The 15,535-nt window shown below is 63.7% G+C and carries 11 protein-coding genes; 5 read left to right on the top strand and 6 right to left on the bottom strand.

What is annotated here, in order from left to right:
* Positions 1–386: hypothetical protein (locus tag R3280_RS12265; RefSeq protein WP_318998898.1), on the bottom strand; the 386-nt coding region annotated here is incomplete at its 3' end.
* A gap of 462 nt (positions 387–848) precedes the next feature.
* Between R3280_RS12265 and R3280_RS12260 the strand changes: the two genes are divergently transcribed.
* The 4 genes from R3280_RS12260 (at position 849) to R3280_RS12245 (ending at position 8,341) form a co-directional block, all read left to right on the top strand.
* On the top strand, positions 849–2,177 hold the full coding sequence (locus tag R3280_RS12260) for an outer membrane protein transport protein (protein ID WP_318998897.1): 1,329 nt from the start codon (positions 849–851) through the stop codon (positions 2,175–2,177).
* 16 nt (positions 2,178–2,193) lie between these two features.
* Complete coding sequence (locus R3280_RS12255) at positions 2,194–5,307, top strand: Ig-like domain-containing protein (protein ID WP_318998896.1); 3,114 nt, start codon at positions 2,194–2,196, stop codon at positions 5,305–5,307.
* Positions 5,308–5,469: 162 nt separating this feature from the next.
* On the top strand, positions 5,470–7,764 hold the full coding sequence (locus R3280_RS12250) for a molybdopterin-dependent oxidoreductase (protein WP_318998895.1): 2,295 nt from the start codon (positions 5,470–5,472) through the stop codon (positions 7,762–7,764).
* 121 nt (positions 7,765–7,885) lie between these two features.
* The gene (locus R3280_RS12245; protein ID WP_318998894.1) at positions 7,886–8,341 is read left to right on the top strand and encodes a DUF2489 domain-containing protein; all 456 of its coding nucleotides are present in this window, start codon (positions 7,886–7,888) and stop codon (positions 8,339–8,341) included.
* Between the two features lie 199 nt (positions 8,342–8,540).
* Here the strand turns inward: R3280_RS12245 and R3280_RS12240 are convergent, their stop codons facing one another.
* The 3 genes from R3280_RS12240 to R3280_RS12230 all read right to left on the bottom strand — a co-directional run bounded on the left by R3280_RS12240 (position 8,541) and on the right by R3280_RS12230 (position 13,061).
* The gene (locus R3280_RS12240; RefSeq protein WP_318998893.1) at positions 8,541–9,908 is read right to left on the bottom strand and encodes an aminoacyl-tRNA deacylase and HDOD domain-containing protein; all 1,368 of its coding nucleotides are present in this window, start codon (positions 9,906–9,908) and stop codon (positions 8,541–8,543) included.
* Positions 9,909–10,015: 107 nt separating this feature from the next.
* Positions 10,016–12,091: an ATP-dependent DNA helicase RecG gene (recG, locus tag R3280_RS12235; protein WP_318998892.1), complete on the bottom strand. Its 2,076-nt coding sequence runs from the start codon at positions 12,089–12,091 to the stop codon at positions 10,016–10,018.
* 7 nt (positions 12,092–12,098) lie between these two features.
* The gene (locus tag R3280_RS12230) at positions 12,099–13,061 is read right to left on the bottom strand and encodes a hydrogen peroxide-inducible genes activator (RefSeq protein ID WP_318998891.1); all 963 of its coding nucleotides are present in this window, start codon (positions 13,059–13,061) and stop codon (positions 12,099–12,101) included.
* 59 nt (positions 13,062–13,120) lie between these two features.
* On the opposite strand from R3280_RS12230, the gene R3280_RS12225 reads away from it, so the two are divergent.
* Positions 13,121–13,984, top strand: coding sequence for an NAD-dependent epimerase/dehydratase family protein (locus R3280_RS12225; RefSeq protein WP_318998890.1), 864 nt, complete (start codon positions 13,121–13,123; stop codon positions 13,982–13,984).
* Between the two features lie 13 nt (positions 13,985–13,997).
* Here the strand turns inward: R3280_RS12225 and R3280_RS12220 are convergent, their stop codons facing one another.
* Together R3280_RS12220 and R3280_RS12215 are read right to left on the bottom strand one after the other, a co-directional pair.
* Positions 13,998–14,384 carry a RidA family protein gene (locus tag R3280_RS12220; protein ID WP_318998889.1) on the bottom strand — a complete coding sequence of 129 codons (387 nt, stop codon included), beginning with the start codon at positions 14,382–14,384 and terminating at the stop codon, positions 13,998–14,000.
* 95 nt (positions 14,385–14,479) lie between these two features.
* Positions 14,480–15,535, bottom strand: a 1,056-nt coding sequence (locus R3280_RS12215; RefSeq protein WP_318998888.1) for a TGS domain-containing protein, incomplete at its 5' end; no start/stop codon positions are given.

Here is a 15,535-nt window from a genome sequence, read left to right as displayed (position 1 = left end):
CCGTTGAGCAGGGAGGTGTCAATGACAGCCCAGTCAAAATTCGAATGGTTCTCAAAGAGCGCCCACCAGGTCGAATTCTTGATCATGAAGTACTCAGTAGGGCTTGTGAGCTCATAACCGATTAAGCTGCTACTGCCAGTCACGAGTTGATAGCTTACGTCCTCGGTTTTCAGACCGTAGGTCACCGTAGTTGGCGCCAAAACACTATTGATCCAGCACAGCTCCGCTGTCTCACTGCTACCCGGACCACACGCCCCCAGGCTGTTTGTTTGCGCCAGTAAACCATCAACGTTACCGACATCAACGCCCCCAATCATGTTGGCCGAAGCCATGCCGGCGACGGCCGAACCTGCGACAATCACAAGCGCCTTTGAGAACGTGTTCATCGTCAAATCTCCTTATCAACTCTTTCCTGATGCATTCCTGGCAGCCATCGAAAAATAACTACCACTGAGTATTTTTCTTCGGTCTCGCCAGAACCTCAGGGCCCGCCCCGATTTCCTTCCCTTTGAAGAAATCCTAGGAGCTAACACTGACGGAAGCAATGTCCAGGCCACTGGCCAAATTTCGGAAGAAAACAATTTATTACGAATCCAGGTTACAAAAATGCGCCGGCGACCTGTAAATTTCTCTGACAGAACCTGGCGGGCAAGGAACAAAGAAAAGCGCGATTCCCTCTGATCACAAAGACAGCGATTCATGTCAATCGGGCCAAATTCTTTGCGTTGACGCCTGAGTACACTCCTTTCCAGTACATCTGTACCAGACAAAAAAACCGTGTGGTCCACATCAGTCTCGTGCGACGGACCACCGAATAAGAGCAAAAACAACAAAACGGAGTTTCATCCATGGCTGTTCCTTCCCGCTTCAATCGGCGTAGTCTTCTCGTGGCCGTCATGGCCGCCACTGCATCCGGCCACGCTCTGGCCAGTATGGGCAACATCGGCAACACCTATGGCCTGCTGCCCACGGATGTAGCCTCGGCCCAATCGTTGTCCATGTTCAACAATCAGGTCTCTGCCACCTACTACAACCCGGCTTACCTGGCCACTGATTCCCGCGGCGAACTGAGCACTGGCATCCTGCATGCCGAGCACGAGCTCCGTGCCGAAGGCTCCGACCGCACCGGCAAGGTGCTCTCGGATTCCCCGAGCCAGCACGTGCTGATCGGCATGAAGACCAACCTGGGCTCGCTCACCAAAGCCAACCACCCCATCTACCTGGGTTTCATGGCGGGTGTGGAGAAATTCGGCAAGGAGCTGCTGGCGTTCGAATCCGAGACCTCCCAGTCCGGCCAGTTCTTCCAGTACGGCCGCCAGCCGCTGTTCCTGAACATCGGCGGCGCCAGTACCCTCTGGCGCGGCATCGATGCCGGCTACTCGGCCCGGGTGACCCTGCACTCCGAGGCCTCGCTGGCCACCACCACGGACCTGGCGGGCAATACCCAGTACGAACAGCTGTCGGTGGATGCCAAGCCGTCGATCCGCTCCATCTTCTCCACCAATGTGGACCTGGGCGAGACCCTTTGCGGTGATAACAGCTGCTGGGCCAGCGGCCTCGAGATTGCCCTGAGCTACCGCACCGACTCCAACACCAAGACCACCGTCGATGCCAAGACCGTGATTCCGGGCCTGATTCCCGCCAGCGACCCGCTGGTATTCAGTGTTGCCACCTACGACTCCTACCAGCCTTCGGCCTATGCTGTCGGGCTGCACTACAGCGCCCGTAACTGGCGCGTGGCCGTGAGTCTGGAGCAGCAGAACTGGTCAGACCTGGAAGAGGAGTTCGACAAGGACACCATCAAGGACCAGGCCATGGCCGAGTTCGACGACATCCTGATCCCGCGCATCGGCGGTGAGTACCGTCTCAATCGCTACTTCTTCGTCACCGGCGGCCTGGCCTACCAGGAGTCGCCGCTGAAAGAAGGCACCACCCGGGACGTCAACTACTTCGACAACGACAAGTACATCGTCGGCATCGGCCTGGCCGCCCAGTACGACAACCCGCCCATCCTGGCCTACCCGGTGCGCTTTGACTTCGGCTACCAGCGCCAGATGCTGCAGGAGCGGGACTTTACCCTGGACAGCACCCGCCCGGGCAACAGCAGCGATGGCGTCGTGGTGAAGACCGACGGCGACGTGGATGTCATCAGTGGTTCCATCACGCTGAAATTCTGATCGGGAGGTGACGGACATGAACAACAAGAAACTTGCCCTGCTTGCTCCCGCTCTGCTTCTGGCCGCCTGTGGCGGTGAGCAGCAGACCATGAACGAGGCCATGCCGGCCGGCTCCGTGGTCTACTCCTACCCCGCCGATGGCCAAGTAGAGGTATCACCCAAGACCAGCCTGGTGCTGCGGTTCTCCCACGCTATCCGTGATGAGGATGTTGCCGGCAAGATCACCGTGACCTCCGGGTCCGGCCCGGTGGATTTCGACATCGAAGCCATCGACGACGGCCGCAGCCTGGTGCTGAAGCCCCGCCGTCTGCTGGCCACCGGTGAGGACTACACCGTCAGCTTCAGTGACACCCTTACCTCGGCCGGCAGCACCGCCATTCCCACACCCAATGCGGTGGGGCCGGAAGGCATCCAGTTCACCACCCGGGCCTCCTTCTCCGGCGTGGAGCAACTGGCCAGCCTGACGGACAGCTTCGCGGTGGCGGAAATGACCCCCTCCGCCAACGGCTTCTTCCGGCCCATGGACATATCCACTTTCCGGCTACGCCTGACCCAGCCGGCCCACCCGGATTCGGTGGTCTATGGCACCACCGTGGCGCTCCGAGACAGCTCGGATAACCTGGTGCCGGCCTCGATCCTTGCCAAGGGTCGCTATCTCAGCGTGGACCCCTGCACCACCGATGAGCCGGCAGATTGCGGCAGCAAGGCCGACCAGCTCATTCCGGGCGAGACTTACACCCTGACCGTGAGTGGCCTGATGAACCTGGACGGCGAGCCCATTGCCGACTTCAGCCAGAGCTTCACGCCGCGGGAGACCGGCCCCACCGAGATCCTGTTTCAGGAGACCGTGGACTCGGGTTTCTCACTGCGCTCAGTGCTGAACGGCCAGTTCGTCAACGCCGTGACGCTGAATTCCGTATTGCAGGGCACCGCCGGGCCGTCCCAGCAGACCGGCGCGCTCTATGCCGAACTGGCCTATGCGCCGCTGTTTCCCGGGGATGACCCAGTGCCCCTGCGCGTGCCCAAGGGCACGGTGCTGGAGAGCAGCAGCCTGGACGTGCTGATCAATGGCCAGGTTCCGGTCATCGACGAGGCCACCGGCCAGCTGCAGACCACCGGCACCATCAAGGTCACCATGGTGTCCGACGCCAGCGGCTACCTGTACCCCAACCCCTTCACGGATTCCGAGGAGGCACCGCGGCACGTCAAACTGTTCATGGACGTGGCCATGAACACCGAGAAGGCCCAGCCCAATGCCTCGCTGACGCAGGATCTGCTGCGGGTGGAGCTCAGCGGTATCGCTTTCGTCACCGCCGGCATCCTCAACATCGACGCCATCGGCATGGTCGAGCCCAACCTGCTGGGCCAGGAGTTCACCGACTCCACCATCGCCTTCCGCCTGCGGGCCGACACCGGAGCCCAGACCACGGCACCGGCGCGGCCGGTGGACCAGACCGGGCCCCGGCTGGTGAGCTGGATGCCGGGTCCGGTGGATGCCACCCCGAACACCCGCCAGGCCATGCAGCGCCCGGGCGACCCTATCGTGCTCAACTTCGATGAGCCGCTGGATCGCGACAGCCTGGCCCAGGGCTTCACCCTGATGGCCAACGGCATCGAGATTCCTGATGGGGATCTGCGCCGCCGGCTGGATGGCACCGCCGTTGTACTCAACCCGGTGGGTGGCCTTGAGCATGGGGTCGATTACGACCTGCAGATCAATGGCTCGCTGACGGACCTGGCCGGCAACGCAGCTACCTCGCAGACGCTGGAATTCAGCCTGGCGGCCACCAGCAACGGCACCGAGGCCGGCCCTGTGTCTCCCCTGGCGCTGACCACCTATCCGGGCTTTCCTTGCGTCAGCCAGAACCTGGACCTGGTGAATGGTAGCCACGGCACCTGTGTCGATTCCGGAGCCGATTCCCAAGGCACCGTCGTGCGGGATCAGCTGCCGCTGATGACCATGCCGGAGGACCGGCCAATCGTGGTGAAGTTCTCCCAGTCCATGGACCTGGCCACCATCAATTCGGACTCCTTCGTCGTCGAGAAGATTGCGGATCCGTCATCGCCGGGTTCCATAGGAACTGAAGAGGTTGTCAGCGGACGGTTCGAGAAAAAGCAGCAGTTGGTCCGCTTTTTCCCGGATAAAGCCTGGGAAATCGATGCTGTTTACCGGTACACCATGCGCTCAGCGCAGAATGGTGACTGCACCAGCGGCAACCTGGTCTGCTCCGCCGCGCAGCTGCCCCTGCAAACGGACCTGCTCGTGAATCCGGCAGACGTTGGCGGCCCGAATCTGACCATATACTTCAAAGGCTCGGAGGCACAGAACAGCGTATTCACGCCTCTTCGCAACCTGCCCATTCGTGATACCAACTCCAACTATGTAGTGGACTGCCCGACACTGGGCGGCCAAGACTGCTTGGAACCCTTCGCCCACGAGGAAGATGGCAACGGCGGTTTCCTGCCCTCTGCCAACAGCACACGGCTCCGCGTGGTGGATGGCCAGAGTTCCGCGGGACCAGCCCGCGTCGGCTGCTCGCCAGACAACGCAGACTGCCCAAGAAACAAGTTCATTTACCAGACCTATGCCCTCGACACTGAAGTGATCGGACCAAAGCTCGACGAAAACGGCAACGCCGTCGGTGTACGGGTGCTTCTGTATCCGACGCAACTGGCGACAACGTCTGCCAATGTCATGGTCAGCGCAAACCTTCTCCTCGGCTCCGATATCACATCACAAACCGGGACCCAGATTCTGCGGATGACTTATGGAGAACCAACCGAAGACAATCCGCTCGGCCTGGTCGAGGGGGTTATCCGCGAAGACGAGAACGGCCGGCCAATTTTCAAGACCGTGGCTGAACTTACTCTGGACGCTCCCAACCTGAGTGGCGTGGACAGCCACGATGTCTACAGCAAGCCGGTCACCCTGAAACTGGAAGGCGACATTAACTTTTTCGATGACGGGCGCATGCAGATCGAGCAACGCAACATTGAGGCCTCGCCCATCACAGTAAACGCCACCTCCTTTGGCTTTGTCGGGGTCCAGATTCCTCTGGAGATCCCGGAAGCAGGCGTCTACCTCAACTTCATCTCCAACCCCATCAAGGAGATCCCGGAAGAGGGCTGACCCGCGCCCCAACCAACTTCGTGAAAGCGTCTTGGGCCAGCCTCCGTGCTGGCCTTTTTTATGGCCGGCTTTCGGCTTTTCCCCTCGCCCGGCTTTCCTGCTAATCTGGTTGCCTAATAAAACTGATCTGACCGGTCAAAATAAAGCATTCTGGAGAGAACCATGGAAAACGGAACCCACCTGCGCACCTGCCACCTCTGCGAAGCCATGTGCGGCGTCGCCATCGAGGTCCGGGACGGCCAGATTACCAGCATCAAGGGGGACGATAATGACCCCCTGAGCCACGGTCATATCTGCCCCAAGGCGGTGGCGCTGCAGGACCTGCACGAGGACCCGGAGCGCCTCAAGCGCCCGATCCGCCGTACCGCCAGCGGCTGGCAGGAAATGGACTGGGACGAGGCCTTCGATTACGTGGCCGACAACCTCGACCGGGTACGCCGCGATCACGGCCGCAACGCCATTGGCGCCTACCTGGGCAACCCCAATGTCCATAACCACGGTGCGATGATCGCCACCCTGCCGTTCCTGCGGGCACTGGGCACCCAGAACCGGTTCTCCGCCACCTCCAACGACCAGCTACCCCATATGCTGGCGAGCTTGGAGATGTTCGGCCACCAAGTGCTCTTTCCGATTCCCGACATCGACCGCACCGACCTGTTCATCTGCATCGGCGCCAACCCCATGGCCTCCAACGGCAGCCTGATGACGGTGCCGGACATCCGCGGCCGCCTGAAAGCGCTGAAACAGCGGGGCGGCAAGCTGGTGGTCATCGACCCCCGGCGCACCGAGACCGGCAAGCTGGCGGATGAATTCCATTTTGTCCGTCCCGGTAGCGACGCCCTGCTGCTGATCGCCATGGTGCACTGCCTGTTCGAGGAGGACCTGGTGAACCTGGGCCACGCCGAGCGCTGGACCAAGGATCTGGACCTGGTGCGTCTGGCGGCCCTGCCCTTCACTCCGGAAGCCGTCGCCAGCCACACCGGCATCGACGCCAGCACCATCCGGTCGCTGGCCCGACAGCTGGCCGGCACGCCCCGGGCCTGCCTCTATGGACGTATCGGCACCAGCACCCAGGCCCATGGCGGCGTCGCCACCTGGCTGATCTACGTGCTCAATATCCTCACCGGCAAGCTCGACAGTGTCGGCGGAGTGATGTTCACCCAGCCCGCCATCGACATGGTGGCACTGGGTGCCCTGTCCGGCCAGAAGGGCCATTTCGGCAAGCGCACCAGCCGGGTCAGGGGTCTGCCGGAATTCGGGGGTGAATTCCCTTCCAGCACCATGGCGGAAGAAATCCTGACTCCCGGCGAGGGCCAGATCCGCGCGTTCGTGACGGTTGCCGGCAATCCGCTGCTGTCCAGCCCCAATGGGGGCCGGCTGGAGGAGGCCTTCAGCCAGCTGGATTTTATGGTGTCGGTGGATTACTACCTCAACGAGACCACCCGTCACGCCGACGTTATCCTGCCCCCTACCGCGGCCCTGGAGCGCAGCCACTACGACCTGATCTTCAGCATGTTCGCGGTCCGCAACGTGGCCAAGTACAGCGAGGCCCTGTTCGAGCCGGGCCCCAACGCCCGCCACGACTGGCAGATACTGCTGGAACTGGCCCACCGCCTGGAAAAACGCCGCAAGGGTGGCGCCCTGCCCCTGCGCACCGAACTGGGCTGGCGCGCCTTCAAGAAACTGGGGCCGGATCCGTTGCTGGACCTGATGCTGCGCAGCGGCCCCTACGGCGCCGACCTGGGGCCGGCCCGGCCGCTGGTGCAGCCGGCCTTGGACCTGATGATCGACGTGTTGCCGGACAAGCATCCGCTGCGCAGTCTGGCCCGTCTGAGCCCCCTGGACCGGCGCTGGCAGGACCTGACCAAGGGGCTGTCGCTGAATGCCCTGAAAGACAGTCCCAGTGGGGTCGACCTCGGGCCTTTGCGGCCCTGCATGCCGGAGCGGCTGTTCACCCGGGACGGCAAGATCAATCTGGCGCCAAGGCGCTACCTGTACGACCTCGACCGCCTGCACACCCGCCTGGCCAGCACGGCCAGCGAGGAACTGCTGCTGATTGGCCGCCGTCATGTGCGCAGCAACAATTCCTGGATGCACAACAGCCAACGCCTGGTGAAAGGCAAGGACCGCTGCACCCTGATGGTTCACCCCGAGGATGCCAGCCGGTTGGGCCTGTCCGCCGAGGGCATGGCCCAGGTGGACAGCGAGGCGGGCCGGATCCAGTTGCCGGTGGAGGTCACCGAGGATGTGATGCCGGGTGTGGTATCCATTCCCCACGGCTGGGGTCATAACCGTGAGGGCACCGGCCAGTCAGTGGCTGGGGCCCATCCCGGCGCCAGCATCAACGATGTCATCCGGGACGACCAGGTAGACCCCCTTAGCGGTACCTCGGTGCTTAACGGCCAGACCGTCAGCGTGCGACCCTGGCAAACGGCCCAGGCCCGCAAGAGCGCCTGAACCGGCTGGGCGCCACCGAGGCAGCGAGAAAACAGCGAGCCAGCCGGCGCCACTGTCCGTATGGTGTAGGGGTGGGTATCATGACTCGCCTAACTCAACCACCGAAAGACAGGAAACGACTATGCCTGCTTGGCTTCAATGGGCGCTGATCCTCATCGGACTGGCGGTGATCATACTGCTGGCGGTCTTCATCATCCGCCAGTACAGGGTGGTCCAGGCCGGAAAGAAGCGAGCGGCCCGCAACGAGGCGTTCGCGGCCGAACGCAAGGAAAACATGGTGGAGAGCATCAAGGTGCTGGCTATGGCCATCGAGCAGGACCAGGTGGAGTATTCCGAGGCCTGCCTGCGCATCAAGGGGCTGCTGGACCACGTCGCCCCCGACCTGTTGGCGCAGACGCCCTATCGGATCTTCCAGGAGATGCACGACCATATCCAGCACATGCCTACCCACCGGGCGCGGCAGGAAACCGACCATCGCTTCGTGCAGAAAATGGACCGGGAACGGTTCGCGCTGGAGGAGAAGCACGGCGACAGCATCCGCCGCGCCGCCACCGCCATTCGCCATCACCGCTTCTAGAGCGCTTCCGGCGGGTGTAACCCGATACAGTGAGAGGGATTGTTGGATCCGCCCTGATCCGGATCGGCAAAGCGGGCGTAAACGTTAGGGTTCAAACGGACTTTCTATTCCTGCCCTCGTGCTCAGTTCGATCTGCAACAAGCGGGTGAGCCTGCCGGCCCTGTTAAAGGGCCGGCTTTTTTTTGCCCGTTTCGCCCCCTCAGCTGGCCATCATGCCGGCCATGGCCATGATGCTGTCCCGGCTGGCCACCAGCTCGTCGAACTGCTCTTCCACCTTGCCCCGCTCAAGGCCAAGCTCCTGGTAGAGCGAGTCCGGCACGTATTCGGCAGCGCCCAGGGGCACACCCCGCGCGATCAGCAGCTGCCGGCCCAGCCACAACAGCTTGGCGTAGACCTTGTGCTCACCCTGGAAGTCCGGATTCTTCTGGTGCCTCAGGGCCACCACAATCTCCTCCGGCATGCCCCAGTTACTCATTAACTGGGCGCCAATCTGCTCCCGCGTGACGCCCAGCAGGTAATGCTCCACTATCGCGGTGTCCAGGTGCGGGTTTGCCTCCCAGGTCCGGCAGGCCAGTTTGAAATGGGGCGGGAACACCTGCGCCAGCACCAGGTAGCCAAAGTTGTGCAGCAGCCCCGCCAGATAGGCCAGGCCAAACGCCGGGCGCTCACCCCGGCGCATCATGCTGGCCAGAATCCCGGCGGACTGGGCCTGCCAGATCGCCTGCTGCCAGTAGCCCAGATAGCCTTCCGGCTGATCCGCCGGCTGCTTCAGCGCCCGCCCCAGTGCAAGGCCCATGGCCAGATTCATCACCAGGTCAAAACCCAGTACCCGGGACACCGCATCATGCACGGACCGAACCTGGCCGGCAGCCGCATAGAAGGACGACGAGGCCCAGCTCACCACCTGGGCCGCCAGACTGGGGTCGCTTTCCACCACATCCACCAGGTCACCCATGACCGCGTTCGGATTCACCCGCAGGTGAATGATGCGTTGGGCCGTTTCCGGCAGTGGCGGCAATTCCAGGGTGTCGTCCAGCCGCTGCCGGATGCGCAGCCCGGTAAAGCGCTTGATGGCCGAATGCAGCTGCTCCCGGTCCTCCTCCGGCCGGTCCAGGTTGACCCGGATGTTGGCCAGGGACACCGCGATGGGCAGACGGCGGGCACCGGCGGTCAGGCGCTGGAAGGCCTCTGCATTCAGGGGCAGATGGCAGTCCTGGTCGGTAAAGCCCAGGGCCACTGCCCCCAACTGATCCAGGCCGGCATCCACGATGGTGGGCCAGCCGGTCAGGGGCGGCACCGGCGGGATGTCCCGCAGCAGGCCAAGCCGCTGCCGGAGTTGGGCCTGATGCTTGCGGGACAGCAGCCGCAGGTCCCGGCCCAGCTGTTTGTTCAGGGCTGCCAGGTCCAGCAGGGCCTGCTCGCGGCAGATCACCTGTAGCTGGCCCTGGTCATCCTCAAGCAGAACCATTCTCAGCACATCGTCGGCGCCATTGGGGGCCGGCGCCTGCAGTGCCAGATCCGGCGCAACTTCCGCAAGGGCCTGTCGAACCGAGGCCGGTAGTTCCATAGTGCTCTCCATTGCTTTCGTCGTTTTTTTTGCGCCGGGGCGCTTATGTTTTTTTCATTATTATAAAGAGCCTAGTCCAGATCTTGGCGACATGGATCAAGGCCCCGTCATACATCGCCGTAACGGATGCGCTCCCCCAGCCAGCGCCGGATGAGGGCATCCACCCGGCGGGTGTCGGCCATCAGGGGTGGCGCCATCTCCCGCACCGCTTCGATCCAGCCCTTGTCGCGTTCAAAATCCGCCAGGCGGAACTGCATCATACCGGTCTGGCGGGTGCCCAGAACCTCGCCGGGACCGCGGATCTCCAGATCCTTCTCGGCAATCACGAAGCCGTCCTGACTGTCCCGCAGAGCCTGCAGGCGGGCGCGGCCATTCTGGGACAGCGGCGGGTGGTACATCAGAACACAGAAGCTGGCCTCTTCACCACGGCCAACGCGGCCGCGGAGCTGGTGTAACTGGGCCAGCCCCAGCCGCTCAGGATTCTCGATGATGATCAGCGACGCGTTGGGGACATCCACCCCCACTTCGATCACCGTGGTGGCCACCAGCAGATCCAGCTCACCGTCCTTGAACTGCTGCATGATGGCGGCCTTCTCGGCGGCCTTGAGACGACCGTGCACCAGCCCGACCTTGAGTTCAGGCAGGCGCTCCGCCAGCTCCTGGGCCGTGACTTCGGCGGCCTGGCACTGCAGGGCCTCGGACTCCTCGATCAGGGTGCAGACCCAGTAGGCCTGGCGCCCGGCCCGGCAGGCATCCCGTACCCGGGTCACGATGTCCTCGCGGCGGCTGTCCGGCAGGGCCACGGTTTCGATGGGTTTGCGGCCCGGGGGCAGCTCGTCGATCACCGAGGTGTCCAGGTCGGCATAGGCGCTCATGGCCAGGGTCCGCGGAATCGGCGTCGCGGTCATGATCAGCTGATGGGGCGCCAGGGCGCCGTCGGCACCCTTTTCCTTCAAGGCCAGGCGCTGATGCACGCCGAAGCGGTGCTGTTCGTCGACGATGACCAGACCCAGACGCTCGAAGATCACATCCTCCTGGAACAGGGCGTGGGTGCCGATCACCATGCCCGCTTCGCCGCTGGCCACCTCCGCCAGGGCCGCCGTACGCGCCTTGCCCTTGACCTTGCCGGAGAGCCAGGCCAGCCGGACACCCAAGGGCTCCAGCCATTGCCGGAAATTGTTGAAATGTTGCTCGGCCAGGATCTCGGTGGGCGCCATCAGAGCCACCTGAACGCCGGCGCCTATGGCCTGCAGCGCCGCCAGGGCCGCCACCACGGTCTTGCCGGAGCCCACGTCGCCCTGCACCAGCCGCAGCATCGGCAGGGGCTGGCTCAGGTCCTGACGGATCTCGCGGAGAACGGTCTGCTGGGCACCGGTCAGCCGAAAATGCAGGTTGTCGAGAAAACGTTCGCTGAGGTCCCCGGTGGGCAGCAGCGGCAGGGCCTGGCGGGCCTGAATCTGCTGACGCACCCGCAGCAGGCTGAGCTGATGGGCCAGCAGCTCCTCCATGACCAGGCGCTGCTGGGCGGGATGGCGCCCTTCCATGAGCAGATGCACGGGCGCATCCGCCGGGGGTGCATGAACCAGGGCCACGGCCTCGGAAATCTCCGGCAACTGGTAGTCCGCCAGCAGGCCATCCGGCAGCCAGTCGTGAATGGGATAACGGCGCAGGTAGGCCAGCGCCTGCTGGCAGAGGCTGCGGACCCGGGGCTGCTGGATGCCTTCGGTGAGCGGGTACACCGGTGTCAGCGTGGCCTCGCCCTGGGTGGGCATGGCGGGCGGATTGACCTGGTATTCGGGATGGTAGAACTCGTAGCCGGCCCGGCCCGGGCGGACCTCGCCGTAACAGCGCACCCGCGCCCCCTCGGTGAGCTGGTTCTTCTGGGCGGCATTGAAGTGAAAAAACCGCATCACCAGGAACCCGGAGCTGTCCCGCAGGGTGACCTGCAGACTGCGCCGTCGCCCCATCACCAGGTCGGTCTTGACCACCTCGCCTTCCACCACCCCCACATCCCCCACGCGCAGGCTGCCCATGGGTATGACGCGGGTGCGGTCTTCGTAGCGGTGGGGCAGGTGGAACAGCAGATCCTGCAGGGAATGGATGCCAAGCTTGCCAAGGGTTCCGGCCAGCGCTGCCCCCACGCCCTTGAGCACGGTCACCTGGATGTCATCCAATGACGTCATTGCGGCCTCAGGCGGTAGCGGCGACGGCGGGCGTTTCCTTCCTGGCCTTCTCGATAACCCGGCACTGGCTGGCGGCCAGCGACAGCACATCAATGGCCTTGGGGCGCGGGAAGGTCACCCGCCACGCCAGGGCGACAGTGCGGAAGGGCACCGGTGCCACGAACGGCCGCACCGCCAGGACATTTTCCTGGTACTGCATGGCGGTGGCGGCGGACAGCGGCAGTACGGTGATGCCCAGCCCCGAGGCCACCATGTGACGAATGGTCTCCAGGGAGCTGCCCTCGGTGACCAGGGCCGGTCCGTTGGGGGTCGCGGCGCGGGCGGTGACCGCCTCCACCAGCGGCGGGCAGGACTCCAGCACCTGGTCCCGGAAGCAGTGCCCCGGCCCGAGCAGCAGCAACTGCTCCTGGGACAGCTGCTCTGCGGTCAGCGCCTCTTCCCGGGTCAGCGGGTGATCCGCCGGCAACAGCACTACGAAAGGTTCGTCATAGAGTGGCAGTGTCACCACCTCGGGCTCCTCGAACGGCAGCGCGATGATGATGGCATCCAGCTCTGACTGGCGCAGTTTCTGGCGCAGGTTGGCGGTGTAGTTTTCCTCGATGAACAGCGGCATTTCCGGCGCGCCCCGGCGCAGCTCCGGCAACAGATGGGGAAACAGGTAGGGCCCGATGGTGTAGATGGCGCCGACTTTCAGAGGCGAGTTGAGCTGGTTCTTGCCGTCCTGGGCCATGTCACGGATTAGGCCCACCTGGTCAAGCACCCGCTGGGCCTGCTCGATGATGCGCTGGCCGGTTTCGGTGACGCGGATGCTGCTTTTGCTGCGCTCGAACAGGGGCACACCCAGCTCGTCCTCGAGCTTCTTGACCGCCACACTGAGGGTGGGCTGGCTGACGTGACAACGCTCCGCCGCCCGGCCAAAATGCTTTTCGCGGGCAAGGGTGACAATGTAGCGCAGTTCGGTCAGGGTCATGGGCGGCTCCGGTCAGGGACTTTCATTTATCGCATACAGAATAGGGATTGATATTGACTATGGCAATCACCGTCGACACAAATCAGCGACGAATCCTTGTGGCCGGCTGCGGCGCCCTGGGCGGCCGCATTGCCGAGCGCCTGAGCCGGCATCACCAAGTCTTCGGGCTGCGCCGCAACGCCGCGGCGGTGCCGGCCTCGGTGACTGCGATCGGTGCCGACCTGCTGGACCCGGCCACCCTGCAGGAACGGGTACCGGCGCAGCTGGATGCGGTGGTCTACTGCCTCACCCCTGGCCAATACGACGAGGCCGGTTACCGCGACGCCTATGTCACCGGCCTCGACAACCTGATCCGGGCGGTGCAACGTCATTCCACGCCGGCGCGGCTGGTCTTTATCAGCAGCACCAGCGTCTATCACCAGGACGACGACAGCTGGGTTGACGAGGACAGCCCCACCCGGCCCGAAAAATTCAGCGGTCAGCACATCCTGGCGGGAGAACAGCGGGCCCTGGAGAGCGACATTGCGGCCACCGTGGTGCGGCTGAGTGGCATTTACGGGCCGACCCGGAAACGCTTCCTGCACAGCGTGGTCAACGGCGAGCTGGCGCCGGAGCAGCCTTCACCCTACACCAACCGGATCCACGAGGAGGACGCCAGCCGGGCTGTAACCCACCTGTTGGAAAAGGCCCTGGCCGGCGAGAAGATTGCGGAGCGTTACCTGGTCAGCGACTGTGAGCCGGCCCGACTGGATGAAGTGGTGGAGTGGGTGCGGGCGCAACTGCCTTGCGCCGAGCCCAAGGCCGATGCCCGCACCGGCGGCCGCGCCGGCAGCAAACGCTGCGACAACAGCCGCCTGCGGGCGACGGGGTTCGAATTCCTTTACCCGGACTACCGGGCGGGCTATCGGGAGATGATCGACTGATCGGTGGCGCGCCTTAGCTCAGCACCATCACCGCGTCCATTTCCACCGGTACGCCTTTCGGCAAGCCGGAGACCTCCACCGCGGCCCGGGCCGGGTAGGGTTCCTGGAAGTAGGTCGCCATCACCTCGTTGACGGTGGCGAAGTTGCTCAGGTCGGTCATGTAGATATTGAGCTTGACGATGTCCTGGAGCCGGCCGCCGGCCGCCTCACACACCGCCTGCAGGTTCTCGAACACCTGCCGGGTCTTGGCTGCGAAATCGCCGGCCACCACTTCCATGGTTTCCGGAACCAGCGGAATCTGGCCGGACAGGTACACCGTGTCGCCGGCCTTGACGGCCTGGGAATAGGTTCCGATGGCTTCCGGGGCCTTCTCTGTCTGGATCACCGATTTGTTGGTCATGGCCTTGGGTCCTTTCTTGGGTCCTGGGCCGGCACGGGGCCGGAAATGGAAAAAGCCGCCATACTCTCGCCGTCGACGCGAGCTGTCAACCTTGGTCAGTGCCTTACGCGGCTGATGTGGGTGACCGCCCGGATGTTGCGCACCCGGCGCATGACCCGCGCCAGGTGACGGCGGCCGTTGACGTGAACCACCAGACTGACAATGCTCAGGTGGGTGTTCTGCTCTTCCACGTTGATGCGCTCGATGTTGCCGTCAGCGACCGCCACCGCGTTGGCCACCTCGGCGATGACGCCGCGCTGGCGCTCCAGCTCCACCCTCAGCTCGACGGAGAACTCGTCGGCAATGTCCTTGGCCCACTTCAGGTGGGTCAGACGGTGATGAGCGTTGGTATCAGGCAGGCGGGAACAGGTGTCGCTGTGGATCACCATGCCGTGGCCGGAATCCATCACACCTACCACCGGGTCGCCCGGGATGGGCTTGCAGCAGTTGGCGAACCGCACCACCAGGCCCTCGGTGCCGCGGATGGTGACCGGGCTGCGTCCGCCCGCCTCGGAGGGCGCGATGTCCGGCAGCCGGTCCTCGCCACTGGGCTCGTTATTGACCAGCTGGCGGGCCACCAGGTACGCCATGCGGTTGCCCAGGCCGATATCGCTGAGCAGGTCTTCGAAACTGGCCACCTGGTTGTGGCGGACGACGGCGTCGATCTGACTGTCGCTGATGTCCGACATGGTCTTGTCGAAACCGCTGAGGGACCGTTTGAGCAGGGTCTTGCCCAGCTCCACTGACTCGGCTTTTTTCTGGTTCTTGAGCGCGTGGCGGATGCTGCTGCGGGCCTTGCCGGTGACCACGAAGCCCAGCCATGCCGGATTCGGACGGGCACCAGGGGCGGTGATGATCTCCACCGTCTGGCCACTCTGCAACGGCTGGCTCAGAGACGCCAGGTTGCGGTTGATGCGGCAGGCCACACAGGCATTACCGATGTCGGTGTGAATGGCGTAGGCGAAGTCCACCGGGGTGGCGCCACCCGGCAGTTCCAGGATCTTGCCCTTGGGGGTGAACACGTAGATCTCGTCCGGGAACAGGTCCACCTTGACGTGCTCGATGAACTCCAGCGAGTCGTCGGTGCGCTCCCGCATTTCCATCAGGCCCTT

This window comes from Marinobacter sp. (genome assembly GCF_033722195.1).
GTDB lineage: Bacteria > Pseudomonadota > Gammaproteobacteria > Pseudomonadales > Oleiphilaceae > Marinobacter.
This window is presented reverse-complemented; position numbering and strand designations above follow the sequence as displayed.

Excerpts from the sequence above, each read along its gene's own strand:
- R3280_RS12260 (WP_318998897.1), top strand. The coding sequence starts at position 849 with ATGGCTGTTCCTTCCCGCTTCAATCGGCGTAGTCTTCTCGTGGCCGTC.
- R3280_RS12255 (WP_318998896.1), top strand. The coding sequence starts at position 2,194 with ATGAACAACAAGAAACTTGCCCTGCTTGCTCCCGCTCTGCTTCTGGCC.
- R3280_RS12250 (WP_318998895.1), top strand. The coding sequence starts at position 5,470 with ATGGAAAACGGAACCCACCTGCGCACCTGCCACCTCTGCGAAGCCATG.
- R3280_RS12245 (WP_318998894.1), top strand. The coding sequence starts at position 7,886 with ATGCCTGCTTGGCTTCAATGGGCGCTGATCCTCATCGGACTGGCGGTG.
- R3280_RS12240 (WP_318998893.1), bottom strand. The coding sequence starts at position 9,908 with ATGGAACTACCGGCCTCGGTTCGACAGGCCCTTGCGGAAGTTGCGCCG.
- recG (WP_318998892.1), bottom strand. The coding sequence starts at position 12,091 with ATGACGTCATTGGATGACATCCAGGTGACCGTGCTCAAGGGCGTGGGG.
- R3280_RS12230 (WP_318998891.1), bottom strand. The coding sequence starts at position 13,061 with ATGACCCTGACCGAACTGCGCTACATTGTCACCCTTGCCCGCGAAAAG.
- R3280_RS12225 (WP_318998890.1), top strand. The coding sequence starts at position 13,121 with ATGGCAATCACCGTCGACACAAATCAGCGACGAATCCTTGTGGCCGGC.
- R3280_RS12220 (WP_318998889.1), bottom strand. The coding sequence starts at position 14,384 with ATGACCAACAAATCGGTGATCCAGACAGAGAAGGCCCCGGAAGCCATC.